The sequence below is a fragment of the Duganella dendranthematis genome (assembly GCF_012849375.1).
Lineage (GTDB): Bacteria > Pseudomonadota > Gammaproteobacteria > Burkholderiales > Burkholderiaceae_D > Rugamonas > Rugamonas dendranthematis.
On record NZ_CP051684.1, the window covers coordinates 4,191,465 to 4,214,580 of the forward strand.

Sequence of the window (23,116 nt, forward strand, 5' to 3'; positions counted from 1 at the left end):
AATGAAGGTGTTATTTGTACAGCGTGACCAGCAAGGTGCTGAAGATGCAAACGAACATGCATAGACGCACCAGCGCCGGGTGCCAGCTGTTGCGGTAGGCGCCGACGTAGCTCAGCGCCGCGTCCAGCACCAGTTGCAGCACCGCGCTGAGGAGGAATACCGGCAGCACGCCGGGCAGCAGCACGCCGAAAAAATCGACTTCACGCGGCAGGTGTTGGAACATGCGGTTCTCCTGAAAGCTGGTCCAGCAAGGACGTGTAAATGGAATGCAGATCGGTGAGGGCCATATGCAGCCGCGCGCGGCGCTCGGGATGGGCGTCCGGCAGTGCGGCGCGCACCGCCGTCCCGGCTTGTAGCACGGCGTCCAGCGTGGCCTGGCCGGTGGCGGCCGACGGCGTGTCGAGATAGGCGGCCAGCTGGCGCAGCACCGTTTCCAGGCTGTCGCGCGCAGTGCCGGCATGCGAGGCGGCGATCAGCTGGCGCAGCTCGATGGCGGCGTGACCCAGTTCCAGCAAGGTCAGGCCCTGGCGCACCACGGCGCGGGTGGCCGCATCCGGCACCGGACCGGCGGTGGCGTTCAATTGGCTCAGTAAGTCGCGCACGCGGTTGTCGAAGCGGCGCTTGAGGCGGTGCAGGCGCGCGCGGCACGCATTCTGCGCCTCGCGCCACAAGGCCGCCGCCACGTGGCCGCGATGGCCCATCGTGTGCTCCGGCAGCACCACCTTGAACATCAGGAAGGCCACCACCACGCCCATGGTCAGCGCCAGTTCGTTGCTGATGAAGGATTCGACGTCGTAGTGCATCAGGTTGGCCGGCACCACCAGCGTGGCGGAGAACATGCCCATGCCGATGCCCACGCCGGACCAGCGCGGACTGCTGGTCAGCCACGCGGCCATGGAAAATAGCGGCAGCGCAGCCAGCACCATCGGCCAGTAGCTGTCGGCCTTGGACACCATGAAGAATTCGGTGACGAAGGCCAGCGGCATGGCGATGAGGAAGCCGATCGCCACCTGCTGCACCAGCGCGGTCGGGCGCGGCGACGACGACGCCAGTGCGCAGAAAATGGTCGCCATCAGAATGGCGTTGACGGTGGCCGGCCACGCCAGCCAGTACCACATGGCGGCCGTCACCAGCAGCGTGGCGCCGGCGCGGAAACCGCTGGCGACGATGATGGCGGGCGGCGTCTTGGGCGAATAGGCGCCCGGATCGCTGACCTGCTGGCGCTTCTGCTGCGCCAGGCTGTGGTACAGCGCGGCGAAATCGGCCAGGTTGCCGGCGAAGCGCTGCAGCAGTTCCATCGCCGTATCGAAGTCGATCTGCTGCGCGCGTTCCAGCTCGGGGCCGGCGGCCAGTTGGGTGCGCGCGGCGGCGCTGTCGTCGGCCAGCTTGTTGCGCATCTGCGCCAGCCGGGCCGGCGTCAGTTCTTCGCTCATGGCCTGCGCCAGATGGGCGTACATCGGTTCCACCAGCGCCAGAACCGGGCCTGCGCCGGCGGCGCGCAGGCGGTCGCTCAGGCGATGCAGCGTGTAGAAGGTGGTCAGCGCCGTCATGAAGGCTGCGTTGAAGGCGTGCAGCTGGCGCGTTTGCGAGCGCGAATGGCCTGCTTCAAAGAAGGCGGCGGCGCGGCCCGATTCCAGCGCGGCGATATCGGCGGCGAACTTCAGGTGGCTCAGTTCCGCGTCGGCCGGCGTGATACGGTGCTCCAGCACCTGGCGGCAAAAGCCGATGAAGCCGGCGTAGCGCGCCTGCACGGTGCGCATCACGGCGCCGGAATGACGGCGCGGGAAGAATACGTCGTGCACCACCGCCGAGCAGATGATGCCGAGGCTAACCTCGGTCACGCGGGTAACGGCCAGCGTGAACACGCCGGACGGCGCATCGACCGACGGCACGGCGATCATCACAGCCGTGTAGCCGGCCAGCACAAAGCTGTAAGACTGCTGGTTGCGGTGCATGGCGGCGCCGCCGGTGCACAGCGCCACCCACAGCGCCAGGCCGAGGAACAGCACCGGCGGCGATTGCGGGAACAGCGCCACCAGCGCCAGCGCGGCCGAGCAGCCGACCAGCGTGCCGAGAAAACGGTGCAGGGCTTTTTCCAGCACCATGCCGCTGCTGGGCAGGGCCAGGACGACGGTGGTGGCGAGGGCGGTGTAGGGGGCTTCGAGGCCGAGGCGGAATGACAACCACAAGGCGGCAAACGCGGCCAGCATGGCCTTGGCGACGAACATCCAGCGCTGGCCGTCCGTGTCGGCCCAGGCGCTGGTTTCGGCTTTGAGCCAGTGGAACGCTCTGCGCGCCGCGCTGTGGTCCGGAGAGGGCGAGGCGGCGGGAGAGGCGTTCATGTGGTCTGGATTTGCTAGGTGAGTGATTCTAAATTATCGAGCTGCCGCTTCAGCAGGCTTTCCAACAGTTTGACTTCTTCCGCGCTGTAGCCGTCATAGGCGCGGGTGGTGGTGCTCCAGACTTCCGGCAGCACTTTCTCGGCCAGCGCGCGGCCGGCGTCCGTCAGCGAGATCATCACGCAACGGCGGTCGCCCGGCCGGTTGCCGCGCGTGATCAGGCCCTGGGCTTCCAGGTCATTGCAGACGCGCGTCAGGTTGGCCGGTTTTTCCATGCAAGCCTCACCCAGCGTGGACGCGGTCGAGGTCTCATTGTCCGAACCGTATAGCACCGCCAGCACCATGTAGCTGGCGTCTACCAGCTCGTATTTGCGCAGTGCGGCGTTACTTAAATCTTTCATCCGTTTCTGGATGTGGTAAGTCATGCGCAACAGCCGCATCAACTCCTCAGGGAACTCCGGTATTCGGCCATGGATATTTTTAAGGCGCTTTTTAGTCGCTTCAAAACTACTCATTGCCACTCCTATGATATTTTTCTGTAAAGGACCTGATTGTACTATTTAAAGTGTCAATCAAAAATCCAGTTTAATGCCTCCGCCCAGCGCCGACATCAATAAAGCGTAATTATCCAGCTGTTTACTCGCCACTTGCGCCATCTGCTGCTGTTCGTTCAACAATGTCAGCTGGGCGTTGATCACGTTCAGCGTATCGGTCAGGCCGGCGCGATAGGCCTGCTCGGACAGATGCTGCTGGCGGCGCGCCGATTCCAGCGCGCGTTGCGCCAGCTTATCCTGCTCTTTGACCGATTCAATTTTCACCACCGCGTTGGCGACGTCCGACATGGCCTGGATCACTGTGGCGTTGTACTGCTCGACCGCGCCGTCGTACACGGCGGTCTGGTTGCCCAGCTGGCTGCGCAGGCGGCCGCCTTCAAACACCGGCAGGCTGATGGCTGGCGTGATGCCGCGCATGCGCGAGCCGGCGTCGAGGAAGTGGCCAAAGCCCAGCGACTGCATGCCGACAAATGCCGCCAGGTTGACGTTCGGGTAAAAATCCTTCCTGGCGCCGTCGATGCGGGCGCCGGCCGCTTCCACGCGCCAGCGCTGCGCCACGATGTCGGGACGGCGGCCGACCAGTTCCGCCGGCAGTGTCGATGGCACGGCGGCGCCGTGGCCTTCCTTGAGGGTCAGCGTCGGCCGGGCGATCGTGTCACCGTCGCCCGGTCCTTTGCCGATCAGGGCCGCCAGCTGGTTGCGCAGCAGGGCAATAGCTTCGCCGTATTGCTCATGCTCGCGCCGGCCAGCCGGCAGCGTGGTCTCTATGCTCGTTACATCGATATCGCTGGCCAGACCGGCCGCCTTGCGGCGGCGCGTGATCTCCAGGATGCGCTGGCGCTGCGCCAGGTTGTCGGCCACGCTGTCCTGCAACGCGTACTCCAGCGACAGCTGGATGTAGCTGCGAACAATCGAGGTCTCCAGCGTCAGGCGCGCCATTTGCGATTCGGCGGCAGCCATGTGGACGTCGTCCAGCGCAGCGGCCAGCGCATCGCGATTGCGACCCCACAGGTCCAGATCGTAGGAACCGGATAGCGTGGCCGTGTTCTTCCACGCGTAGTTCCCGGCGAGTGGCGCGGGGATCGTGCTGTGCGCCGAGTACAACTCGCGGTCGGCCGAAGCCGAGGCGTCCACACGCGGCAGCGTTGCGGCCTTGGCGACGCCGGCCAGTGCTTCGGCCTGACGTACGCGGGCCAGCGTGGCGCGCAGATTCGGGTTATCGCTCAGGGCGGCGTTCACCAGTTGATTCAACTGCTCGTCGTGCAGCGCTTCCCACCAGCGCTCGTCCGGCCAGGCGATGTTTTCGCTGGCTGCGGCGATGGCCCGGCCCGGATTCAATTCCGTGGGCTTGAGTTGGGTGGCTTGCGGCTTGATGTTACCCATGTCGGCGCAGCCGGCCAGGACGGCCAGCGCGCAGGCGAGCATGGGAACAGCAAAGCGAGACGAGAGCTGGTTCACGGTCGGATGCTTAGTGTTTTACAACCTGCTTGCGGGTCTGGGCGACGTCGAAGTCGGCTTCGGTTTCCAGCAGCGTGCCGTTTTTGCGCGCTTCCAGGTATTCGGCCTGCACTTCGGCGCGGGTTTTGCCGACAGGGGCATCTGCCTTGGCGGCTTTGGCGACTGGTGCAGCCGGTGCAGCCGGTTCTTCGGCGAAGGCGTTGGTGACCGTGGTCGCGGTGGCGGCGATCGCAAAGGCGGCGGTGGCGGCGGCGCTCAGCAGGTGTTTGATGGTTGTGCTCATGATGTTCTCCGTTTTCGATAAATATAACTATAGAGATGAACATTACATTTGTAAAGTAAAAAATTCCTATGGGCACGATAGTGTTTATGCGCAGCCTTATGCGATGCGGCGCACCGAACTGGGGCACGAACCGTGTTGTAATGTGATTTTTATGGCAAGGAGGCGATCATGGCTGACAGCACTTTGGACCCGGACAACATTCCCGCAGGCACCGATCGTGTATTGGGACGAGGCCACGGCACACGCGCCTTGGGCCCGAGCGACAATTCCGACAGCGGCAGCGATGTGACCGGGGAACCGGATAGCGAACTCGATAGCGACACCGATGCCGAAGGCACCGGCGAGCGCGGCGGCGTGGGCATGGGCGAAGAAGGCAGCGACATCGGCTTCGACCGGGTCGAGACCATGCCGCTGGTGGACGGCGAATTCCACGAGGCCGTGCCGGCAGACGAGGATCTCGAGCGTGACGTGCCGCCGCAGCCGCCGCGCGAAGAGCGGCGCGACTGGTCGCGCAGTGACTAAAATCTAGCTGGCGGCGTCCATCACGTCGCTCAGCCAGTCGACAAACACCCGCACGCGCGGCGACAGCTGGCGTTGTTGTGGATACAGCACCGACACCGGCATCGGCCGCGGACGCCATTGCGCCAGCACTTCGCGCAAGGCGCCGCTGCGCAGTTGCTGGTCGAGGTGATAGCGCGGCGCCTGTACCAGGCCCAGGTCATGCGTGCAGCAGGCCGCATACGCCTCGGCGCTGGCAACCGACACCTTGCCCGGCAGGGTGATGCTGCGCTCTTCGCCGTCGACGATGAAATCGAACGGGAACAGTTTGCCGGTGCTGGACGAGAAGAAGTTCACCGCCCGGTGGCCTTGCGTCAGCAGGTCGTCCAGTGTGAGCGGCGTGCCGTATTGTTCAAAATAAGCGGCACTGCCGCAGGTAACTTGCTGCAGGCTGGCGACGCCCCGACCCACCATGCTGGAGTCGCGCAACTCGCCCACGCGGAGCACGCAGTCAACGCCATCCCGCACCAGGTCGACCAGGCGGTCGCCCATGCCGATTTCCAGTTCCATCTCTGGATAGCGGGCGAAGAATTCCTTCAATCGCGGCAGCACATAATGCTGCGCCAGCGTCCCCTGTAAATCCACACGCAGCTTGCCGCGCGGCGCCACGCCGCTGTTGCCGAAACCCGCTTCGGTTTCCTCCACGTCGGCCAGGATGCGCACGCAGCGCTGGTAGTAAGCCTGGCCGTCCAGCGTGGTGCTGACGTGGCGCGTGGTCCGCTGCAGCAAGCGCACACCCAGCCGCGCCTCCAGCTGCTTGATGGTGTAGGTGGCGGTGGCGGCGGGTATCTGCAAATCCTCCGCCGCCTTGCTGAAACTTTCCAGCTCGACGATGCGGGTGAAAATGCGCATGGCGTTGAAACGGTCCATTTATTTATGCGACGATGAACCGGCCCACAAGTTGATGGCGCCTTCCTGTGCCTGGGCGTCGATCTGCGCCAGTTCTTCCGCGCTGAAGGAGAGGTTCTGCAGCGCCGCCACGTTCTCGCGGATTTGCGTGGCGTTGCTGGCGCCGATCAGCGTGGAGGTGATGCGTTCGTCGCGCAGCACCCAGGCCAGCGCCATTTGTGCCAGCGTCTGGCCGCGCCGCTTGGCGATTTCATTCAAGCCGCGCACCCGTTCCAGATTGGCTTCACTCAGGTGCGACGGCAGCAGCGAACCGCCGCCCGGACGGTTGACGCGCGCATCGGCCGGCACGCCGTTCAGGTATTTGTCGCTGAGGATGCCCTGCGCCAGCGCGGTGAAGGTAATGCAGCCGATGCCTTCCTGGCCGAGCGTATCGAGCAGGCCTTCGGTCTCGATCCAGCGGTTCAGCATATTGTAGGAAGGCTGGTGGATCAGGCATGGCACCTTCCACTCTTTCAGCAAGCGCGCGGCTTCGGCGGTTTTCTCGGCGGAGTAGGACGACACGCCCACATACAGCGCCTTGCCCTGCTGGACCGCATGCGCCAGCGCGCCCATGGTTTCTTCTAGCGGCGTGTCCGGGTCGAAGCGGTGCGAGTAGAAGATATCGACGTAATCGAGGCCCATGCGTTGCAGCGATTGATCGAGGCTGGCCAGCACGTACTTGCGCGAACCGCCGCCCTGGCCGTAAGGACCGGGCCACATATCCCAGCCCGCCTTGGTGGAGATGATCAGCTCATCGCGGTAGGGTTTGAAGTCCTGCTTGAAGTGGTGGCCGAAATTGGCTTCGGCGGAGCCGTACGGTGGACCGTAGTTGTTGGCCAGGTCGAAGTGGGTGATGCCGAGGTCAAACGCCGTGCGCAGCATTTCGCGCTGGGAGGCGAGAGTATTGGTGTCGCCAAAGTTATGCCACAGCCCGAGCGACATCGCCGGCAATTTCAGCCCGCTGCGGCCGCAGGTGCGGTACAGCATGTCATCGTAACGGTGCGGCGCGGCGAGATAGGTCATCGAGGTCTCCGGGTTAGGTTGAGTCCAACGATTATAGTCGCGCCGCGCGTTTCAATCACTGCTCAGCAGAAAACTGGAGATGTCCTTTAGGAAGTGGCTGCTGTCAGCGGAGATCACCAGCGTGCCGGGTTTGATGAGTTGCGGGCTGTCGACTAGCACCAGTTTTCGCACGCGATCTGGATAACGGGACGCGTAGGCGATGGCTAGTTCGCTGCCTTGCGCATAGCCGAGCAGGTCGATCTGTTCGCGCTTCAGGTAACGGCGCAGCGCTTCGAGGTGATCGGCAGTCGGCTGGTCGCCGCTGGCCGGCATGTCGTAGGCCACCAGCGTGAAGCGCTGCGACAGCTCGGACGAGCCGGTTTCCCATGGTGGCGACAGCATCACCAGCAGCGGCCCTTCGCCGCTCACCTGGTAATGGGTGGGGATGCCGTTGAGGCTGACCTGATGGCTGCCCGGCAGTAGCGGCGAGATATACGCGCCGCGCGCCACATCGCCGGCCGGGCCGGCGCCGGTCTGCGCCATGGCGGTGGCGGTTGTTGCCAGCAGGGCGAGCGTGGCGGCCAGGTATTTCCAGTAACCGAGCGGGTTCATCATGTTCTCCCCAAAAAAAAGCCCGCATCAAAGCGGGCTTCTCATTACGCTGCCGGCATCGCTCAGGCGAAGTTGGCGGCAGCGAAGTCCCAGTTGGCCAGCTTGAAGAAGGTTTCCAGGAATTTCGGACGTGCGTTGCGGTAGTCGATGTAGTAAGCGTGTTCCCACAGGTCGACGGTGATCAGCGCTTTGGCATCGGTGGTCAGCGGGGTACCGGCGTTCGAGGTGTTGACGATGTCCAGCGAACCGTCGGCTTTTTTCACCAGCCAGGTCCAGCTCGAACCGAAGTTGCCAACGGCCGACTTGGTGAACTCTTCCTTGAACTTGTCGAACGAACCCCACTTGGCGTTGATGGCGTCAGCCAGCGCGCCGTCTGGTGCGCCTTTGCCGGTTGGGGTCAGGCTGTTCCAGAAGAAGGTGTGGTTCCATACCTGGGCCGAATTGTTGAAGATGCCGCCCGACGATTTCTTGACGATTTCTTCCAGCGACAGGTTTTCGAACTCGGTACCCTTGATCAGGTTGTTCAGGTTGGTGACATACGTTTGATGATGCTTACCGTAGTGGTATTCCAGCGTTTCTTGCGAGATGGCCGGCGCCAGGGCGTCGATGGCATATGGCAGAGGTGGCAGAGTATGTTCCATTGTTCTTCCTTTGGTGTGAGTTGGTTTTTGAAAACCGGGTATTTTTGGCGAAACGATCATTATTGTAAAGCGGTTACGCCGTCCCTGCTGAAAACACCCGGGATTCGTGTGGATACTTTACTTAGCGGCGGCGCGTGGTTTCGCGCACGATCAGCTCCAGCGGCGGCACTTCGCCGCGCGCTTCCTCACCGTTGATGATGCGCAGCAAGGCCTGGGTGGCGATGCGGCCGATGTCGTACAGCGGCTGGCGGATGGTGGTCAACGGCGGCGTGGTGTACGACGAGCCGGGCAAATCATCGAACCCGACCAGCGAAATATCGTCCGGCACGCGGATGCCCTTGCGGTACAGGGCCAGCCGCGCGCCATAGGCGCTCAGGTCATTGGCGGCAAACACGGCGGTAAATTGCTGATGCGTATCGAACAGGCGGTTCATGGCCAGCATGCCGCTGGCCTCATGGTAATTGCCCTCGACGATCAGGTTCGGATCGACCGCGATGCCGGCTTCCTGCAGGGCGCGCTGATAGCCGGCCAGGCGCTCGTTCGCGTCGATATTGTTGGCGGGGCCGGAAATGAAGGCGATCTCGCGGTGACCCAGTTCGATCAGGTGGTGCACCGCCAGATAGGCGCCGTATTCATTGTCCATCTTGAAGCCGAGCGCGCTGCGGGTATGCAGCGCGCGGCCGGTGGAGACGATCGGCCGCTGGCCGGAAAACGCCAGCACCGCCTCGTCGCCGATGCGGCCGGACAGTAGGATGATGCCGTCCACCTTGCGCGCCAGCAGCAGGCGGATGCGGTCGGTTTCTTCTTCCGCATTCCAGTGGCCGCTGACGATCACCGAGGCGTAGCCGGTGCCTTTCAGACCGTCGTCGACGCCGCGCAGTGTTTCGTCAAAGAACGGTGATGAGATATCCTGCACCACGATGCCGATGGTCATCGAGCAGCCTTTTTTCAGGCCCTGCGCCATCTGGTTGGGAGCGAAATTCATCTGCGCGATGGCGGCCAGCACCGCCTGGCGCTTGTCGTCCGATACCTTGGCGGTGCCGTTCAGAATCCGGGAAACCGTACTGGGCGACACTCCCGCCTGGCGTGCAACATCCATCAAGGTTGATGGGCCGGAGGAGTGGGAAGTGTCTGCCAAAGTATTACCTGTCGATGTAGTTATGAAAACCTTTTCGCAGAAGGTTACCATAAATTCTCCGCCTGTCAGGCAATTTGAATACTCCTGGCAGATTGACTTTCTGCAGGTGGCGGTATTTAATGAAAAAGCGGCTTGAAATCGTTTTCATAACAACACGTGACATATAATTAAGCCGCCAGAGCTAGAACAACAAGAGACAGAACGGGAAGAGACATGAAACGCGATTCATTTTCGCACCTCGCGCACGGCCCGCGCATCCTGGCCGACATTGGCGGCAGCAGCGCCAGCTTTGGATTGGAAACGGCGCCCAACCAGATCGAAGCAATCTGGATCGCCGAATGCGCCGCCTATCCGACGTTGGGGGCGGCCATGGTGGCCTATCTGTCGCAGCCGGCCACGGTGGCGGCGGGCGGCTATCAGGCGCGTTTCGCCGGCATCGCCATCGCCAACCCGATCGACGGCGACTGGGTCACCATGACCAACCACCACTGGTCGTTCTCGATTGAGGCGGTGTGTTCGCAATTCAGTCTGAAATCGCTGGTGGTGGTGAACGACTTCACCGCGCTGGCCAGTGCCTTGCCGTACCTGGCGCCGGAGCACAAGCACCAGGTTGGCGGCGGCATCGTCCGCAGCGGCGCAACCATTGGCCTGGTGGGGGCGGATGCGGGGCTGGGCGTGTCCGGCCTGGTGCCGGCCGGCGACCGCTGGATCGCCATCGATAGCGAGGGCGGCCACGCCACCTTCGCGCCGATGAACGAGCGCGAGATCGATATCCTGCGCTATGCGCGGCGCTATCACGAGCATGTATCGAGCGAGCGGCTGGTGTCCGGCATCGGGCTGGCGCTGGTCTACCGCGCGCTGTGCGAACGGGCGCGGGTTGAGCCGCAGAATCTGGGCACGGCCGAGATCATGGAGCGCGGCGTGCACCGGCTCGATCCGGTGTGCGAGGAGACTCTGCTGGCGTTCTGCGAGATGCTGGGCACCGTGGCTGGCAACGTCGCGCTGACTCTGGGCGCCAAGGGCGGCATCTACATCGGCGGCCGCACGGTGCTGAAGATGAGCGAGTTCTTCGAACGCTCAGGCTTCCGCGCGCGCTTCGAGCAGAAGGGCCGCTTTTCCGATTACCTGGCGCATATCCCCACCTACGTCATCACCGAACAATATCCCGTGCTGATCGGCATGTCGGCGATGCTGTCGGCAGCTTAGTCCGACCACTGCTTGAGCGAGGCGGCGATGCGCGCGACAAGCGCATCGTATTGTTCCCGCTGTGCGCTCTCATATTCCAGCCTGAATTTCGCGCACTGTACGCCGTTGGAGATCAACTTATCGTAGAAGATGCGGGTGCCTATAGTGCCGGATACCACCGCTAAAGTTTTGGTCTGCCGGCTGTAGGTGACTTTGAGCGCGCTATTTTGCTGGTGATCGGCCAGGAAGCGCGCCGGCGAGTACAGGCCTTCTCCGCAATAGCTGGCCGATGCGGTCAGACGCGCGTCGTTGGCCGGCGAGATGAACACCTGGCCATTGCCCGCATCCGGTTCGCCCTGACCGGCGAACGATGCCGGATAATCGACCGAAAAATTATATTTGTTATTAACGTAGCTTAGAAACTTTCCCGCCGCCGAGGTGACGGTGGAATCGCTGTCGTTCTGCGCTGGCTTGGCCGCCGTCACGAACGGCGACAGCAGGGCTACAGTCAGTATCAATATTTTCATTGCGAGGTCTGTACCTTGTCGATGTCGATCTGGGCGCTGCCTTCCGCCAGGCGCACGGTGACGGTGCTGCCTGGTTTCAGTTGCGACGGCGCGCGCATGACGACGCCTTTGTCGTCGGTGACGATGGCGTAGCCGCGCTCCAGGGTGCGCTGCGGATTCAACAGTTCCAGCTGCGAGGCCAAGGCCGTTAGCGCGTCGCGCTGCTGGCTGACGCGCGTCTGGATGCTGATCGCTGCCCGATGCTGCAAGCTGGTCAGCACCGAGCGCGCCGCAGTTACCTCCGGCCTGCGCGCGCCGAGACGGCCGCTCAAACGGTCCAGTTGATGCCGCGCCTGCGACAGTGGTGCGCGGTTGGCGTGCGTCATTGCCGTGGCCAGTGCGCGCAGCTTGTGGCGCTGCTGTTCGATCTGCGCGCTCGGGTTCAACAGGCGGCGCGTGTAGCCATCCAGCGTCTGCTCCGCATCGTTGACGGCGCGGCGCATGGCGCGGCGAATATCAATCACGTCGGCCTTCAGCGAGCCGATCCAGTCCGCGCGCGGTGTCACCGCCAGTTCCGCCGCCGCCGTTGGCGTGGCGGCGCGCAAGTCGGCCGCAAAATCGCAGATCGTAAAATCTGTCTCGTGGCCGACGCCGGAAATCACCGGCATGCGGCAATTGGCCACCGCGTACGCCACTTCCTCGTCATTGAACGACCACAAATCCTCGATGCTGCCGCCGCCCCGGCACACAATCAGCACATCGCAGTCGGCGCGCAGCGAGGCCGTATCGATGGCCGCCGCGATCTTCTCTCCCGCCAGCTGGCCCTGCACCGGCGTTGGATACAGCACCACCTGCACATGCGGTGCGCGCCGTTTCAGCGCGGTCAGCACATCACGCAGCGCCGCCGCCTGCGGACTGGTGACGATGCCCACCGTGCGCGGGAACATCGGTAGCGCGCGCTTGCGGTCCGCATGGAACAGGCCGGCCGCATCGAGCTTTTCTTTCAGCCGCTGGAAGGCCTCGAACAGCGAGCCAACCCCGGCGCGGCGGATGCCCTCCACATTGATCTGGTAATCGCCGCGTGCGCCGTACAGCGTGACCAGCGCGCGCACCTCGACCTTGTCGCCCTCGCGCGGAATGAAGTCGGCATATTGCGCGCGGCCGCGGAACATCACGGCGCGCACCTGCGCGCCGGTATCTTTCAGCGTGAAGTACCAGTGGCCCGATGCCGCTTTGGTGAAGTTGGAGACTTCACCCGAGATCCAGGTCAGTGGAAAAGTGCGTTCCAGCAGCCGCGCCACCGCCTGGTTCAGCGCGCTGACGGTGATGACCGGGGCGCCGGTCGGGGCGGAATCGTTACTGTCGTCGGGCGTCATAAATTTCAAAAGTGGAAACTATCCACACTATGTGAGATTGGTCACACAGCGGTCACAGAGCATCTAAAGCGGTAGGTATTATAGATAAATGCCTGATTTTAAAGGGGAAACATTTGTGCCGTATTTGCGTGCACAGAGGAAAAACCCTTACGGATCAAGCACTTTGCCATTACCCATGGTGGTTACACACAAAGTTATCCACAAAAGATGTGTGAAACTTCAGTGACCGATAGCCTTTTTCTTGTTGTTGATTTTATCATGCTTAAAATTTGCGCACGGAAATTATATTGTGACGAATCAATGACTTAAGGTTGGCGATGCACGGTTTCACACACTTTTATCCACAGAATTTGTGCAAAACTCTGTAGTTGTCCCGGATTTGCGTGGGGAAGTGAATATCCCGAACGGACAGGTGACAGGCGTTTCCGGCCCATCGGACCCCCACCAAATGCCGTGCTAGATTTTTACGCATGGCAATAAAATTATTACGAATCAATGACTTGGATTTGTAACTTGCGCCTTGCTAACAATCTTATCCACATAAAATGTGCAGAAGTGCACAGTTGGCGGCGATAGTTGAAAGCGATTGATCGCTTTCCTGTCCGGGTCGGTGGATAAGCTCGTTTTGGCCCCGAAAACAGGCCGAAAACAGCTCGCTGCTACATTTTTACTCACGGCAAAAAATCCCTTTGAAATCAATGACATTTCTCCTTATGGGACAGCTTGCGCACAATCTTTTCCACAGTTAATGTGGGGAAGTGCACAGGCTGTTTTCCCCGCCAAAAGCATGCGTTATTTTTGCGCAAGGTATAAATAACGTTATAAATCAAATAGTTAGTTAGAGCGGGTGTTCTTTGCTCACAACGTTGTCCACAGAATGTGGGCATAACTGTGATTAACTGTGCGCGCCTGCGTGATTTTTAAGCGTAGTAACTATTTCCTTGTGGATCAACCACTTAGGACGTAAGCGATGGTCTTGCACACATCATTGTCCACAGAAAATGTTGAGAACTCCGCCAGACACTTGCTGAGTTTCGCCCAACACGATACATTGCGCCATTCAAGTATCGATTTTCTACACAGGAGTTCGTTTTGCTCGCCATATTCCAAGCTGCAGGTTGGCCTATCTGGTTATTGTTGATTGCTTCCATCGTCGCAACCGCCCTGATCATCGAACGCTTGCTGTATCTGCGCCGCAGCAAGATCCTGCCGAAGAAGTTGCTGGACGAAGTAGTGCAGGTCTACCGCAGCAACCACATCACTCCCGACATCATCGACAAGCTGGAAAAAAGTTCGCCGCTGGGCATCGTGCTGTCGTCGGCGTTGCGCAATGTGGACGCGCCGCGCGATGTGATGAAGGAATCCATCGAAGAGGCGGGCAGCGGCGTGGCGCACACGCTGGAACGCTTTTTGACCACGCTGGGCACCATCGCCACGCTGGCGCCGCTGATGGGCCTGTTCGGTACGGTGGTCGGCATGATCGAGATCTTCGGTTCGCAGAACACGGCCGGTTCCAATCCGGCGGCGCTGGCGCACGGCATCTCGGTGGCCTTGTACAACACCGGCTTCGGCCTGGCGATCGCGATGCCGACGCTGGTGTTCTACCGCCACTTCCGCGCGCTGGTGGATAGCTTCATCATCGACATGGAACAGCAGGCGGTGAAGTTTGTCGACATTGTTCACAGCAAGCGCAAGTAAGGACGGATCATGAATTTCCGCAAAGGCCAGCGCCGCGAGGATCCGGAGATCAACCTGATCCCGTTTATCGACGTGCTGCTGGTGATCCTGATTTTCCTGATGGTCAGCACGACCTACAGCAAGTTCACCGAATTGCAGATCACGCTGCCGACTGCCGACGCACAGAAGGCCACCGACAAGCCGTTCGAGCTGAACGTCACGGTGGACGCCAAGGGCAACTACACCATCAACGGTGAGCCGGTCTCGTTCCGTGATGTGAACGGCTTTGCGCAAGCGATGCGCGAGGCGGCGAGCAAGGGCGGCGACGCCGGCAAGTCGCCGGTGGTGATCGTCAATGCCGACCAGTTCGCCATGCATCAGATGGTCATCAATGTGATGGAAGCGGCGCGCATTGCCGGCTATGAAAAATTGACCTTTGCCGCGCAAACCGGTGGCACGAAATAACCGTCATTCCCGCGCAGGCGGGAATCCATAGAACGCTCACCCTGGACGCTCAGCATGGGTTCCCGCTTGTGCGGGAACGACGTGCGGGCGAAATCGCTTGTCTGATCCTCATCCTTCTTCCCTTGAATCGACGCTGACCCGCAACTGGCTGCGGCGTGGGCCGCTGGCGTGTGCGTTGTGGCCGGTGTCGCTGCTGTTCCGCGCGCTGAGCGGGCTGAGAGTAGTCTTGTTCAAGGCCGGCGTGCTGAAATCGACGCGGTTGCCGGTGCCGGTGGTGGTGGTGGGGAATATCTACATCGGTGGCACCGGCAAGACGCCGTTGACCATCTGGCTGGTGCAGGCGCTGCAGGCGGCGGGCATGCGGCCAGGGGTGATTTCGCGCGGCTTTGGCAGTTCGGAAGAAGGCGCGCGCGAAGTCACCGCAGCCTCGACGCCGGCGCAGGTGGGCGATGAGCCCTTGCTGATCAAGCAGCGTACCGGTGCGCCGGTGATGGTGGGACGCGACCGTGCCGCCACCGGGCTGGCGCTGCTGGCCGCGCATCCCGAGGTGAATATCCTGCTGACCGACGACGGCTTGCAGCACTACAAGCTGCAACGCGACGTGGAAATCATTCTGTTTGACGGCCGTGGAGCAGGCAATGGCTGGCTGCTGCCGGCCGGGCCGCTGCGCGAACCGGTCAGCCGCCGGCGCGATTTTACAGTCATTAACACGCCGCAGCTGACCGATACGCTGGTTCGCGCGGTGGACCCCGGCACGGCGGGGTCTGAACCGGTGCGGGGTCAGACCCCATATGCGCGGACGGCGGCGATTCAGATGACGCTGGTGGGGGAATACGCCGAGCAACTCCGGGACCGAACCCAGCGCAAGCCGCTGACAGAACTCGCCGCGCACCCCGAGCTGCGCATCGTCGCCGCCGCCGGTATCGGCAATCCGTCCCGTTTCTTTGGCATGCTGAAAGGCGCCGGCCTGCACGTCATTGAACTGCCACTGCCCGACCATCACGACTTCCAGGACCGTCCATTTGCCGCACTCAATGCTGACCTGATCTTGATGACGGAGAAGGATGCAGTAAAATGTGCGCAAATTGAAGAACTCAGAGACGACCCCCGCTTGTGGGTCGTCCCGGTAACAGCGCGCATCGACCGCGCGCTGGCCGACCAAATTGTGGAGAAATGTCGTGGACGCTCGATTGCTTGATATCCTGGTATGCCCGGTCTGCAAAGGCCCTCTGGAGTACGATAAAAAAGCCCAGGAAATGATTTGCAAAGGCGACCGCCTGGCTTATCCGATCCGTGACGGCATCCCCATCATGTGGGCCGACGAGGCGCGCACCTTGCAGGACAAGGCCGAATAACGTGTCTTTCATCGTCATCATTCCGGCCCGCCTGGCTTCGACCCGTCTGCCGAACAAGCCGCTGGCCGACCTCGGCGGCAAGCCGATGGTGGTGCGCGTCGCCGAACGCGCTCAGCAATCCGGCGCGTCGCGCATCATCGTCGCCACCGATCATCCCGACATCCAGGCCGCTTGCCAGCAGCACGGCGTGGAAGTGTGCATGACCCGCGCCGACCATCCGTCCGGCACCGACCGCATCGCCGAAGTGGCGCGCGCGCTCAACCTGCCGGCCGACGCTGTCATCGTCAACCTGCAAGGCGACGAGCCGCTGATCGACCCGACGCTGCTGCAAGCGGCGGCCGCCCGCATTGGCGCCGAGGTGCCGATGTCGACCTGCGCCCATCCGTTGCACGACGTGGCCGACGCCTTCAATCCCAACGTGGTGAAGGTGGTGCTGGACAAGGCCGGCCGGGCTTTATATTTCTCGCGCGCGACCATACCGTGGAACCGCGACGCGTTTGCGCAGTCCAAGGAGACGCTGCCGGCCGGTTACGTGCCGCTGCGTCACATCGGGCTGTACGCCTACCGCAACGACTTCCTGCAAGCCTACCCGGCGCTGCAAGTGTCGCCGCTGGAATCGATCGAAGCGCTGGAGCAGTTGCGCGTGTTGTGGCACGGTTATCCGATCGCCGTGCACGTGACCGATGCGGCCCCGGCGCCGGGCGTCGATACGCCGGAAGACCTGGAGCGCGTGCGCCAGTACTATTGATTTATATCAAATACCCGTCAGTCGCCCGTCAGCTACCCCTGATATAACTAGCTTAACTGTGCGATATTCATACGGTATATCGGGGCGTTAGTGGCGTTCAAACTAAGTTTTGTGGTAAGTTTCGTACGATCCGATACTTACTAACCATACCAATATCTGTTTTTTAGGAATTTTTCATGCGTCTTATTCTTTTAGGAGCACCAGGTGCCGGCAAAGGCACTCAGGCTAACTTCATCAAAGAAAAATATAACATCCCGCAAATCTCCACCGGCGACATGCTGCGCGCGGCCATCAAGGCTGGCACGGAGCTGGGCCTGGCGGCCAAAAAGGTGATGGACACGGGTGGTCTGGTATCGGATGACATCATCATCGGCCTGGTCAAGGACCGTCTGGCGCAGCCAGACTGCGCCCAGGGCTACCTGTTCGACGGCTTCCCGCGCACCGTCGCCCAGGCTGACGCCATGAAAGACAGCGGCGTGGCGGTGGACTACGTGCTGGAAATCGCCGTGCCGGACGAGTCGATCATCGAGCGTATCGATGGCCGCCGCTGCCACCCAGGTTCGGGCCGCGTCTACCACGTCAAATTCAACCCGCCTAAAGTCGAAGGTAAGGACGATGTCACCGGCGAAGACCTGGTGCAGCGCGACGACGACAAGGCGGAAGTGGTTAAGAAACGTCTGGACGTGTATCACAACCAGACCGAAGTGCTGCTGGGTTACTACAATGATTGGGCCCAGTCGGGCCAGGCCGGCGCACCGAAATATCGCCGCATCGAGGGCGTCGGCCCGGTGGATGAAATTCGCGATGCAGCGTTTGCCGCGCTGTCGAAATAAGCGGTAAAGTAGAGCGGACCGATGGTCCGCTTTTTTTTCGCCAGTGCCATCCTGAATTTTTGAAGTTTTGCAGTTCGCACGTGAAGTGTGGTTTGTAGGCTTACTCCAACAAAAATAAAGGGGACAATATGGCAACCAGCTTATGGTTTGCAGTGGCCTGCGGCATTCTCGCCGTGGCGTACGGACTCTGGTCGCGCAGCTGGATTTTGCGACAGGATGCGGGCAATCCGCGCATGCAGGAAATCGCGCTGGCGATCCAGCAAGGCGCCGCCGCCTATCTGGCGCGCCAATACCGCACCATCGCCATCGTCGGCGTGGTGCTGCTGATCCTCCTGGGAGTTTTTCGAGACGTCAATACCGCGATCGGTTTCCTGATCGGCGCGGTGCTGTCCGGCGCCTGCGGCTTCATCGGCATGAACGTGTCGGTGCGGGCCAATGTGCGCACCGCGCAGGCCGCCACCAAGGGCATGAACGAGGCGCTCGACGTGGCCTTCAAGGGCGGCGCCATCACCGGCATGCTGGTGGTGGGACTGGGCCTGCTCGGCGTGGTGCTGTTCTATCTGTTCCTGGTGGCGGGGCTGGCGCCCGGCTACGATCTGCACCGGATTATCGAGCCGCTGATCGGGCTGGCGTTTGGCGCGTCGCTGATTTCGATCTTTGCGCGGCTGGGCGGCGGTATCTTCACCAAGGGCGCCGACGTTGGCGCCGATCTGGTCGGCAAGGTGGAGGCCGGGATTCCGGAGGACGATCCGCGCAACCCGGCGGTGATTGCCGATAACGTCGGCGACAACGTCGGCGATTGCGCCGGCATGGCGGCCGACCTGTTTGAAACCTATGTGGTGACCTTGATCGCCACCATGCTGCTCGGCGCGCTGCTGATGGGAGGGGCTGGCACCGCGGCGGTGGTGTATCCGTTGCTGCTGGGGGCGGTGTCCATCATCGCGTCCATCATCGGCTGCTCGATGGTCAAGGCCAAGCCGGGCAAGAAGATCATGTCGGCGCTGTACACCGGGCTGTGGTGGGCGGCCGGGCTGTCGCTGATCGGCTTCGTGGTGGTGACCTGGCAGCTGTGGCCGGACCAGACGATGCGCATCCGCATGATCGGCTGCACCGTGGTCGGCATCGTGCTGACCGGATTGATGGTCTACATCACCGAGTATTACACCGGCACCGACTTTCATCCGGTTAAGCACATCGCACAGGCATCGACCACCGGTCACGGCACCAACATCATCGCCGGCCTGGGCGTGTCGATGAAGTCGACCGCGTGGCCGGTGCTGGCGGTGTGCGCAGCGATTCTGGTCTCTTACCAGCTGGGGCAGCTGTACGGGGTGGCGATTGCCGCCACCTCGATGTTGTCGATGGCCGGTATTGTGGTGGCGCTGGATGCCTACGGTCCGATCACCGATAACGCCGGGGGCATCGCCGAAATGGCGGGCATGCCGGAATCGGTGCGCGCCATTACCGATCCGCTGGATGCGGTGGGCAATACCACCAAGGCCGTCACCAAGGGCTATGCGATCGGCTCGGCCGGGCTGGCGGCGCTGGTACTGTTTGCCGATTACACCCACGCGCTGGAATCGGCCGGACGCGCGATCACGTTTGATCTTTCGAATCCGATGGTCATCGTCGGCCTGATCATCGGCGGCCTGATTCCGTATCTGTTCGGAGCCATGGCGATGGAAGCGGTGGGGCGCGCGGCCGGCGCGGTGGTGGTGGAGGTGCGCCGCCAGTTCCGCGACATCAAGGGCATCATGGAAGGCACAGCCAAGCCGGAGTACGACAAGGCGGTCGATATGCTGACCGCGTCGGCGATCAAGGAAATGATCGTGCCGTCGCTGCTGCCGGTGGTGGTGCCGATTCTGGTCGGCATGCTGCTGGGTTCGGCCGCGTTGGGCGGCATGTTGATGGGCACCATCGTCACCGGCCTGTTCGTGGCGATTTCCATGACTACCGGCGGCGGCGCCTGGGACAACGCCAAGAAATACATCGAAGACGGCCACCACGGCGGCAAGGGCTCGGACGCACACAAGGCAGCCGTGACCGGCGACACGGTCGGCGATCCGTACAAGGACACTGCCGGGCCGGCGGTTAATCCGCTGATCAAGATCATCAATATCGTGGCCTTGCTGCTGGTGCCGTTGTTGCCTGCGACCGGCTGGCTGGCGGTGTCCGTGCCGGCGCCGATACCAGTGATTGTGCCGGCGCCGAACGAGATGCCACCGCCACCACCACCTCCGCCAGCGCCGCAGTAACGTTACGAATTGTTTCTGTGGCTTCCCTCCAATCGTGCGTCTGCTAATAATAGAGACAGGAGGGAAGACCATGAGCCTCATCAAACCAGCGGTATTGACCGCCGCATTCCTGCTCGGCATGCTGGTGTGCGAAGTCGCGTGGGCTGACCCCACCACGGACGAGTACGCCAAACTGCCGGTCTGCACGCTGAACGCCGATGGCACCAAGCTGGCCGTCGAGCCGTGCCGCACCGCGCCGGCCCAGAAACCGATGCCGCGCCGTCCCGTCCCGCAAACCATCGACCGCATGCCGCAGGCCCAGCGCGTGCAGTCGTTGCCGATGCCGGCTGTGTCGCCGTCGCCTTCGCTGCCGAGCTTGACAGCACCTTCGCGCGCCGCCGTGCCCACCACCAGTTGCGACGCTGCGGGCTGTTTCGGTGCGAATGGCGTGCGTTATAACAACGTCGGCAAGGGCGTCATGGGGCCGTCGGGCAAGGCGTGCACCCGCGCCGGCGGCGCTATCCAGTGCTAGTGAAATTATGCCTAAAAGCAATTTAAATTGTTTTTGAGATATTTTGATTTTTTTTGCTTGCATTCTGATAGAATGACTGCAATGCAATTGAAATTGATGCGCTTCAACTAGAGCGCTTCCCTTTGATTCGATCCGCCACGGCCTGATCGGATTATCGTCGGCCCAGAAATCGCCGGCAGTCATCAACACTACCTGTCATTTATCGGAGCTTGCGTCTATGCGCATCAAATCTATTCTGTTGTCCCTGTCCGCTGTCGCTGCGCTGAGCGCGAGCTTCGCCCATGCGTCGACCAACCTGGTCACCAACGGTGATTTCAGCCAGACCACCAACGGCAATAACAACCAGGTCGGCTACAAAGCGGGCGTGACTGGCGAAACCATGCTAACCGGCTGGACCAGCTACAACGGCAACAACGGCGGCTATAACTTCGTGTTGAACAACACCCAGGCGACCACCGACCAATCGGTCAAGTGGCTGAAGAGCAGTTTCACGCCGCTGACCAACGGTGGCAATTTCTTCGCCTCTGATCCGGTCTACCACCCAGGCGTCCTGTCGCAGACTATCAGCGGCCTGACCAGCGGTGACCTGTACACGCTGACCTTCGATTATGCGCTGGCCCAGCAAGTTGGTTTTACTGGAGCCAACACCAGCTACTGGAACGTGCTGTTCGGCGATGCAGTGACCGTGAAGCAGCTTGAAACCAACACGGTTTCGGCTGGTACCGCCTCGCAAAGCACCCAGTCGCTGAACATCGCCAACGGCGGCTTCAGCGGCTGGCAGAGCGCCAGCATGACCTTTACCGCGAAAAGCGCTAGCCAGGTGCTGTCGTTCTTCGCGGAAGGCACCGCGCCGGGCGCGCCGCCGTTCCTGTTGCTGGACAACGTCTCGCTGGTCGCTGCCGTGCCAGAGCCATCGACCTGGGGCATGCTGCTGGGCGGTCTGGGCCTGATGGGTTTCATGGCGCGCCGTCGCGCCGCCAACCGCGCCTGATCAGGCCGTCACCGGCACGCCCTGATGGGGTGCCGGCCCTGCGCCATGCCTCTCTCCCTGCACGAATTTGCCGCTGCCGTCCTGCGCCTGAGCCTTTGGCTGGTGGTGCTGACGGCAGTTTTCGTTCCGCTCGAACGCTGGTTCGGTGTCCGGCACGCGTCGCGCCCTCGCCGCGAATTGCTCCATAATATCGTCTACTACGTCATCAGCAGCCTGGTGCCGATCGTCGTGCTCAGCGTGCCGACGGCGCTGCTGGCGGTGGCCGCCCGACATCTGGTGCCGGACGCGCTGACCGCGGCGCTACAGTCGCTGCCGGCGTGGGTGCGGCTGGCGCTGATTTTCGTCGTCGGCGAAACCGGCTTTTACTGGGGACACCGGCTCAGCCATGAACTGCCGTGGCTGTGGCGTTTCCACGCGCTGCATCACACCACCGAGCACATGAGCTTCCTGGCCAATACCCGAACCCATCCAGTGGATATGGTGGTGACGCGGCTGTTCGGCCTGACCCCCCTGTACCTGCTGGGCTTGGCTGGTCCGAGCGTGGCGGGCAGCGGTGCGCCGGTGTTGCTGTTGCTGGTCGGCATGGCGTGGGGCTTTTTCATCCACGCCAATCTGCGCTGGCGGCTCGGTCCGCTGGAATGGCTGGTGGTGACGCCGGCTTTCCACCACTGGCACCACAGCCGTCACGACCACATCAACCGCAACTACGCGTCCACACTGCCCTTCCTTGACCGGCTGTTTGGCAGCCACTACCTGCCGCGTCACTGGCCGGCGGAGTACGGCACGGACACGCCGCAGGCACCCACCCTGGGCGGCCAACTGCTCGATCCATTGCTTCCAGCTAAAAAATAACCTTGCATGCTTCCGTGCGCCATCTGTGCGCTACAATGCTTACGTTTACGTAAACGTCAAATAGAATGGGAGACAGGCATGCAAATTCAAGATAGCGTATTCATCATCACCGGCGGCGCTTCGGGGCTGGGTGCAGCCACCGCACGCATGCTGGTGCAGCAGGGCGGCAAAGTAGTGCTGGCCGACGTGCAGGCCGAGACCGGCCAGGCGCTGGCGGCCGAATTGGGCGGCGTGTTCGTCAAGTGCGACGTCACCTCGGAGGCGGACGGCCAGGCCGTGGTCGCGGCAGCTTTGGCGCAAGGGACGCTGCGCGGCATCGTCAGCTGCGCCGGCGTTGCACCTGCCGCCAAGACCGTCGGCAAGGAAGGCCCGCATCCGCTGGAACTGTTCCAGCGCGTCATCTCCATCAACCTGATCGGCACCTTCAATATGGCGCGGCTGGCGGCTGACGCCATGAGCAAGAACCCGCCGCAAGCCAGTGGCGAACGCGGCGTCATCATCAACACCGCCTCGGTGGCCGCGTTTGACGGCCAAATCGGCCAGGCCGCCTATGCCTCATCCAAAGCCGCCGTCGCCGGCTTGACCTTGCCGATGGCGCGCGACCTGTCACGCAACGGCATCCGCGTGATGACCATCGCGCCGGGCATTTTCGAAACGCCGATGTTGATGGGCATGCCGCAGGAAGTGCAGGACGCGCTGGGCGCCATGGTGCCGTTCCCGCCGCGCCTGGGAAAGCCGGATGAGTATGCGTTGCTGGCGAAAGCCATCATCGAGAACCCGATGCTGAACGGTGAAACGATTCGGTTGGACGGCGCGATCCGCATGCAGCCAAAGTAGTACACAAATAAAACGATCTAAACGATTTCGTGTAGGATGCAACGTGATAGTG

Annotated in this window: 26 protein-coding genes; 14 read left to right on the plus strand and 12 right to left on the minus strand. The window is 62.0% G+C overall.

Annotation, left to right across the window (positions count from 1 at the left end):
- Positions 1-10 precede the first annotated feature (10 nt).
- The 5 genes from HH213_RS19190 to HH213_RS19210 are packed head-to-tail and all read right to left on the minus strand — an operon-like array spanning position 11 to position 4,634.
- Positions 11-223 (minus strand): DUF1656 domain-containing protein, encoded by a 213-nt coding sequence (locus HH213_RS19190; protein ID WP_229263065.1) that lies wholly within the window; start codon positions 221-223, stop codon positions 11-13.
- Positions 201-2,342, minus strand: coding sequence for an FUSC family protein (locus HH213_RS19195; RefSeq protein WP_169113292.1), 2,142 nt, complete (start codon positions 2,340-2,342; stop codon positions 201-203). The genes HH213_RS19190 and HH213_RS19195 overlap by 23 nt, the downstream gene beginning before the upstream one ends.
- A gap of 14 nt (positions 2,343-2,356) precedes the next feature.
- A complete protein-coding gene (locus tag HH213_RS19200) occupies positions 2,357-2,854 on the minus strand; it encodes a MarR family winged helix-turn-helix transcriptional regulator (protein WP_110846828.1) in 498 nt (165 codons plus the stop codon).
- 57 nt (positions 2,855-2,911) lie between these two features.
- Positions 2,912-4,351 carry an efflux transporter outer membrane subunit gene (locus HH213_RS19205; RefSeq protein WP_229263066.1) on the minus strand — a complete coding sequence of 480 codons (1,440 nt, stop codon included), beginning with the start codon at positions 4,349-4,351 and terminating at the stop codon, positions 2,912-2,914.
- 10 nt (positions 4,352-4,361) lie between these two features.
- Positions 4,362-4,634, minus strand: a complete 273-nt coding sequence (locus HH213_RS19210) for a DUF4148 domain-containing protein (protein WP_110846826.1) — start codon at positions 4,632-4,634, stop codon at positions 4,362-4,364.
- A 222-nt stretch (positions 4,635-4,856) separates the two neighbouring features.
- Here HH213_RS19210 and HH213_RS19215 point away from each other — a divergent pair, with 222 nt between their 5' ends.
- Positions 4,857-5,156 carry a hypothetical protein gene (locus tag HH213_RS19215; protein WP_169109990.1) on the plus strand — a complete coding sequence of 100 codons (300 nt, stop codon included), beginning with the start codon at positions 4,857-4,859 and terminating at the stop codon, positions 5,154-5,156.
- A gap of 3 nt (positions 5,157-5,159) precedes the next feature.
- Here HH213_RS19215 and HH213_RS19220 read toward each other — a convergent pair whose 3' ends face one another.
- The 5 genes from HH213_RS19220 to HH213_RS19240 form a co-directional block, all read right to left on the minus strand.
- Entirely contained in the window at positions 5,160-6,062 is a 903-nt protein-coding gene (locus HH213_RS19220; RefSeq protein ID WP_169113293.1) for a LysR family transcriptional regulator, read from the minus strand.
- The gene (mgrA, locus tag HH213_RS19225; protein ID WP_110846823.1) at positions 6,063-7,103 is read right to left on the minus strand and encodes an L-glyceraldehyde 3-phosphate reductase; all 1,041 of its coding nucleotides are present in this window, start codon (positions 7,101-7,103) and stop codon (positions 6,063-6,065) included.
- A 51-nt stretch (positions 7,104-7,154) separates the two neighbouring features.
- Positions 7,155-7,697 (minus strand): alpha/beta fold hydrolase, encoded by a 543-nt coding sequence (locus HH213_RS29910; protein ID WP_217363454.1) that lies wholly within the window; start codon positions 7,695-7,697, stop codon positions 7,155-7,157.
- 59 nt (positions 7,698-7,756) lie between these two features.
- Entirely contained in the window at positions 7,757-8,335 is a 579-nt protein-coding gene (gene sodB / locus HH213_RS19235; protein ID WP_169113294.1) for a superoxide dismutase [Fe], read from the minus strand.
- Positions 8,336-8,456: 121 nt separating this feature from the next.
- Positions 8,457-9,434: a LacI family DNA-binding transcriptional regulator gene (locus HH213_RS19240; RefSeq protein WP_110846820.1), complete on the minus strand. Its 978-nt coding sequence runs from the start codon at positions 9,432-9,434 to the stop codon at positions 8,457-8,459.
- 28 nt (positions 9,435-9,462) lie between these two features.
- Here HH213_RS19240 and HH213_RS19245 point away from each other — a divergent pair, with 28 nt between their 5' ends.
- Positions 9,463-9,609 (plus strand): hypothetical protein, encoded by a 147-nt coding sequence (locus HH213_RS19245; protein ID WP_158288062.1) that lies wholly within the window; start codon positions 9,463-9,465, stop codon positions 9,607-9,609.
- A gap of 77 nt (positions 9,610-9,686) precedes the next feature.
- Positions 9,687-10,679, plus strand: a complete 993-nt coding sequence (glk, locus tag HH213_RS19250; protein WP_169113295.1) for a glucokinase — start codon at positions 9,687-9,689, stop codon at positions 10,677-10,679.
- Here the strand turns inward: glk and HH213_RS19255 are convergent.
- Complete coding sequence (locus HH213_RS19255) at positions 10,676-11,185, minus strand: hypothetical protein (protein WP_169113296.1); 510 nt, start codon at positions 11,183-11,185, stop codon at positions 10,676-10,678. The genes glk and HH213_RS19255 overlap by 4 nt on opposite strands.
- Positions 11,182-12,540, minus strand: coding sequence for an exodeoxyribonuclease VII large subunit (gene xseA / locus HH213_RS19260; protein WP_169113297.1), 1,359 nt, complete (start codon positions 12,538-12,540; stop codon positions 11,182-11,184). Before xseA ends, HH213_RS19255 begins: the two co-directional genes overlap by 4 nt.
- 1,092 nt (positions 12,541-13,632) lie before the next feature.
- On the opposite strand from xseA, the gene HH213_RS19265 reads away from it, so the two are divergent.
- From HH213_RS19265 to HH213_RS19315, 11 genes are all read left to right on the plus strand, one after another.
- Entirely contained in the window at positions 13,633-14,238 is a 606-nt protein-coding gene (locus tag HH213_RS19265) for a MotA/TolQ/ExbB proton channel family protein (protein ID WP_110846816.1), read from the plus strand.
- A 9-nt stretch (positions 14,239-14,247) separates the two neighbouring features.
- Entirely contained in the window at positions 14,248-14,682 is a 435-nt protein-coding gene (locus tag HH213_RS19270) for an ExbD/TolR family protein (protein WP_169113298.1), read from the plus strand.
- Positions 14,683-14,779: 97 nt separating this feature from the next.
- Complete coding sequence (gene lpxK / locus HH213_RS19275; RefSeq protein WP_169113299.1) at positions 14,780-15,880, plus strand: tetraacyldisaccharide 4'-kinase; 1,101 nt, start codon at positions 14,780-14,782, stop codon at positions 15,878-15,880.
- Positions 15,861-16,037, plus strand: a complete 177-nt coding sequence (locus tag HH213_RS19280; RefSeq protein ID WP_008446346.1) for a Trm112 family protein — start codon at positions 15,861-15,863, stop codon at positions 16,035-16,037. The genes lpxK and HH213_RS19280 overlap by 20 nt, the downstream gene beginning before the upstream one ends.
- Position 16,038: 1 nt before the next feature.
- Positions 16,039-16,785 carry a 3-deoxy-manno-octulosonate cytidylyltransferase gene (gene kdsB, locus HH213_RS19285; RefSeq protein ID WP_169113300.1) on the plus strand — a complete coding sequence of 249 codons (747 nt, stop codon included), beginning with the start codon at positions 16,039-16,041 and terminating at the stop codon, positions 16,783-16,785.
- 176 nt (positions 16,786-16,961) lie between these two features.
- The gene (gene adk, locus HH213_RS19290) at positions 16,962-17,618 is read left to right on the plus strand and encodes an adenylate kinase (protein ID WP_110846812.1); all 657 of its coding nucleotides are present in this window, start codon (positions 16,962-16,964) and stop codon (positions 17,616-17,618) included.
- 128 nt (positions 17,619-17,746) lie between these two features.
- Complete coding sequence (locus HH213_RS19295; protein ID WP_169113301.1) at positions 17,747-19,873, plus strand: sodium-translocating pyrophosphatase; 2,127 nt, start codon at positions 17,747-17,749, stop codon at positions 19,871-19,873.
- Positions 19,874-19,943: 70 nt separating this feature from the next.
- A complete protein-coding gene (locus HH213_RS19300) occupies positions 19,944-20,384 on the plus strand; it encodes a hypothetical protein (RefSeq protein ID WP_169113302.1) in 441 nt (146 codons plus the stop codon).
- Positions 20,385-20,601: 217 nt separating this feature from the next.
- Positions 20,602-21,375 (plus strand): FxDxF family PEP-CTERM protein, encoded by a 774-nt coding sequence (locus tag HH213_RS19305; protein WP_169113303.1) that lies wholly within the window; start codon positions 20,602-20,604, stop codon positions 21,373-21,375.
- Positions 21,376-21,420: 45 nt separating this feature from the next.
- The gene (locus HH213_RS19310; protein WP_169113304.1) at positions 21,421-22,227 is read left to right on the plus strand and encodes a sterol desaturase family protein; all 807 of its coding nucleotides are present in this window, start codon (positions 21,421-21,423) and stop codon (positions 22,225-22,227) included.
- A 78-nt stretch (positions 22,228-22,305) separates the two neighbouring features.
- Positions 22,306-23,064 (plus strand): 3-hydroxyacyl-CoA dehydrogenase, encoded by a 759-nt coding sequence (locus HH213_RS19315; RefSeq protein ID WP_169113305.1) that lies wholly within the window; start codon positions 22,306-22,308, stop codon positions 23,062-23,064.
- The last annotated feature ends 52 nt before the right edge of the window (positions 23,065-23,116 follow it).

Excerpts from the sequence above, each read along its gene's own strand:
- HH213_RS19190 (WP_229263065.1), bottom strand. The coding sequence starts at position 223 with ATGTTCCAACACCTGCCGCGTGAAGTCGATTTTTTCGGCGTGCTGCTG.
- HH213_RS19195 (WP_169113292.1), bottom strand. The coding sequence starts at position 2,342 with ATGAACGCCTCTCCCGCCGCCTCGCCCTCTCCGGACCACAGCGCGGCG.
- HH213_RS19200 (WP_110846828.1), bottom strand. The coding sequence starts at position 2,854 with ATGAGTAGTTTTGAAGCGACTAAAAAGCGCCTTAAAAATATCCATGGC.
- HH213_RS19210 (WP_110846826.1), bottom strand. The coding sequence starts at position 4,634 with ATGAGCACAACCATCAAACACCTGCTGAGCGCCGCCGCCACCGCCGCC.
- HH213_RS19220 (WP_169113293.1), bottom strand. The coding sequence starts at position 6,062 with ATGGACCGTTTCAACGCCATGCGCATTTTCACCCGCATCGTCGAGCTG.
- mgrA (WP_110846823.1), bottom strand. The coding sequence starts at position 7,103 with ATGACCTATCTCGCCGCGCCGCACCGTTACGATGACATGCTGTACCGC.
- HH213_RS29910 (WP_217363454.1), bottom strand. The coding sequence starts at position 7,697 with ATGATGAACCCGCTCGGTTACTGGAAATACCTGGCCGCCACGCTCGCC.
- sodB (WP_169113294.1), bottom strand. The coding sequence starts at position 8,335 with ATGGAACATACTCTGCCACCTCTGCCATATGCCATCGACGCCCTGGCG.
- HH213_RS19240 (WP_110846820.1), bottom strand. The coding sequence starts at position 9,434 with ATGGATGTTGCACGCCAGGCGGGAGTGTCGCCCAGTACGGTTTCCCGG.
- glk (WP_169113295.1), top strand. The coding sequence starts at position 9,687 with ATGAAACGCGATTCATTTTCGCACCTCGCGCACGGCCCGCGCATCCTG.
- HH213_RS19255 (WP_169113296.1), bottom strand. The coding sequence starts at position 11,185 with ATGAAAATATTGATACTGACTGTAGCCCTGCTGTCGCCGTTCGTGACG.
- xseA (WP_169113297.1), bottom strand. The coding sequence starts at position 12,540 with ATGACGCCCGACGACAGTAACGATTCCGCCCCGACCGGCGCCCCGGTC.
- HH213_RS19270 (WP_169113298.1), top strand. The coding sequence starts at position 14,248 with ATGAATTTCCGCAAAGGCCAGCGCCGCGAGGATCCGGAGATCAACCTG.
- adk (WP_110846812.1), top strand. The coding sequence starts at position 16,962 with ATGCGTCTTATTCTTTTAGGAGCACCAGGTGCCGGCAAAGGCACTCAG.
- HH213_RS19295 (WP_169113301.1), top strand. The coding sequence starts at position 17,747 with ATGGCAACCAGCTTATGGTTTGCAGTGGCCTGCGGCATTCTCGCCGTG.
- HH213_RS19300 (WP_169113302.1), top strand. The coding sequence starts at position 19,944 with ATGAGCCTCATCAAACCAGCGGTATTGACCGCCGCATTCCTGCTCGGC.
- HH213_RS19305 (WP_169113303.1), top strand. The coding sequence starts at position 20,602 with ATGCGCATCAAATCTATTCTGTTGTCCCTGTCCGCTGTCGCTGCGCTG.
- HH213_RS19310 (WP_169113304.1), top strand. The coding sequence starts at position 21,421 with ATGCCTCTCTCCCTGCACGAATTTGCCGCTGCCGTCCTGCGCCTGAGC.
- HH213_RS19315 (WP_169113305.1), top strand. The coding sequence starts at position 22,306 with ATGCAAATTCAAGATAGCGTATTCATCATCACCGGCGGCGCTTCGGGG.